4 protein-coding genes are annotated in these 1,969 nt (G+C 57.8%); all 4 read right to left on the bottom strand.

All coding sequences use genetic code 11. The features are described 5' to 3' along the window. Positions 1–446, bottom strand: a 446-nt coding sequence (locus tag CW742_RS11370) for a YkgJ family cysteine cluster protein (protein WP_292420475.1), incomplete at its 3' end; no start/stop codon positions are given. 14 nt (positions 447–460) lie between these two features. Beyond that, positions 461–1,030, bottom strand: a complete 570-nt coding sequence (locus tag CW742_RS11365; RefSeq protein WP_292420473.1) for a hypothetical protein — start codon at positions 1,028–1,030, stop codon at positions 461–463. Positions 1,031–1,225: 195 nt separating this feature from the next. Then, the gene (locus tag CW742_RS11360) at positions 1,226–1,522 is read right to left on the bottom strand and encodes a hypothetical protein (protein ID WP_292420472.1); all 297 of its coding nucleotides are present in this window, start codon (positions 1,520–1,522) and stop codon (positions 1,226–1,228) included. 171 nt (positions 1,523–1,693) lie between these two features. After that, positions 1,694–1,969, bottom strand: a 276-nt coding sequence (locus CW742_RS11355) for a hypothetical protein (protein WP_292420470.1), incomplete at its 5' end; no start/stop codon positions are given.

The raw sequence follows: 1,969 nt of genomic DNA, 5'->3' as shown, positions 1-1,969 counted from the left end.
CAGGTAATCTCGTCCTCCCACAACCGGTCGTCCCCGGGCGATCGGTCAGCACAGCATTCATTCCAGATCCGTTCCAGGAGGGTATCGTCCGTGATGAGCATCCGGCGGTACCGGACCCTGCCGGCCCGTCTGCCGCGGTGGTTCAGGATAAGGAGACGCCAGCATTCGTACTCCCGGCAGATTAACGGCCGGGTCGGGTGGACCGTGCAGCACGCGCGCCGGGTCCGTGGCTCCTGTCGGAAGAAGGGGCATGCGTGCGGGTACACTGCAAAGATTCCCCGGTCATCGAAGAGATCCCGCATTGCCGGAACAACCGTGACCCGGCTCCGTTCGAGAGTCTGCACGTTTTGGACAAGATAGTTGTAATATCCCCGTTCTTCGATAACGGTATGGACATAGCCAAGGTGGGTGCAGCATTCGCCGCACTGCGCGCATTCAAACGCCACCGCCCCTTAGCCTCCTAGCGGAACGTCTGCCAGAGGGCAAAGACAAACTCCATGGCGATGAGGATGATGATGATCCATTCCAGGGTATTCGAGTGCTGGATTCGGACTTCATCGGAGAGCATCGAATAATTCTCCTGGATAACGGCAATCTTTTTGCTGACGCTCTCGCTCCATTGGCTGCTCCGCAGCACCCGTAACTCTGTGGCATAGACCCGGGCATAATAAACGTCCTCGGTGATGCGGATGAGGTTGTCGACTTTGTCGATGACCTCGGAGATCTCGGCAGATGACTCCATGAGACGTGCCATGATAGCATGGTACTGGCGGCTCCTGCGGAACGAAGAGGACCGGTCGGCATTCTCGATCTGGTAGTACATCTTCTCCATCTCCCGTGCAAGCTCCCGATCGTAATAGCGGAGTTCGAGCACCTGTACATTCGCAAACTCGATGAGGTCGATGAGGTCAGTGGGGTTCTCGGGATTGCAGATCAGGGCTGCATCCCACGACAGGATGACAAGGTCATTGTCGGTGTAACTGAGGGTGTTTTTTAAGATCTCCTCGCGCATCTGTCCCGAGACATTCACCCGCTCCCCGATCAGGAGCGGGACCGGGTCGATGCTGTCGTCCCTTTGGTCGGTGATGTATACAGAGTAGTCCTCAAAGAAGTCCGGGTTGATGCCGAAATCCCGGATATGCGGCCGGATGATCTCCCCGAGGGTATTGAGGCACTGGACATAGAAACCGGCAAGGCCTTGCTGGCCGGCGAAGAGGAGGGCAATCTACTCGAGCTGTGCAAAGTCTCCGATCTTGTCCTCAAACGTAAAACAGAAGCTGATGGCCCCCATGTCGAAGACCCGTGCCTGTACGGAGAACTCAAACGGCCTGCCATCCCGCTCGACACGGATGGGATTCATCTGGATCAGGAGCGGGGGAACCTCAAGCATGATCGACTTGGGATTCACCCGCACAAAACTCGTCCGTGCCGTGAAGTACGTGCGGGCAAGGGCTTTCTCGAGCCAGTCGAGGTCGATCTCCTTGCCAATATCATAAATCCGGTAAAACCGGAGCGCTATCATGAGGTCTTCCTCCTGTGTGGCAGAAACCCGGACTGTCTGAATAATGAAGAACCGGGCGGGTAATTAAACCATTGGCTGCCGGGTGCATCCCTGTCAGCAGCCGCCAATGGGGAAAACAGGATGCAGACGGCCGGGGCGGGGATCGGTCGGACAAGGGGAAGGAAATAATGATTATTTCCTTGCCGTGACGGCGAAGAGAGCTGCAGCCGCACCAAGTCCGGGAAGGACAGCGGGCAGGGAGAGGGGAGACTGCGCCGTTGTGGCTGCCTGCGATCCGAATGTGACAGGCATCGCGCTTGTCGGGGCCGGAGAAGTCAGCTGGAACGTGGTCCGGGTATACACATCGTCTGAGTCCCTGCGGTTCAGCGCATCGGTGAGCGCAACGGCCGCTGCATCGCCCTGCACGCTGCCGGTGCCGGTGAAGTTGATCAGGAGCGACCCGTCTTT

Source organism: Methanoregula sp. (assembly GCF_002835825.1).
Taxonomy (GTDB): domain Archaea; phylum Halobacteriota; class Methanomicrobia; order Methanomicrobiales; family Methanospirillaceae; genus Methanoregula.
Note: the sequence above shows the minus strand (reverse complement) of the source record. Positions and strands in the feature narration are given on the sequence as shown.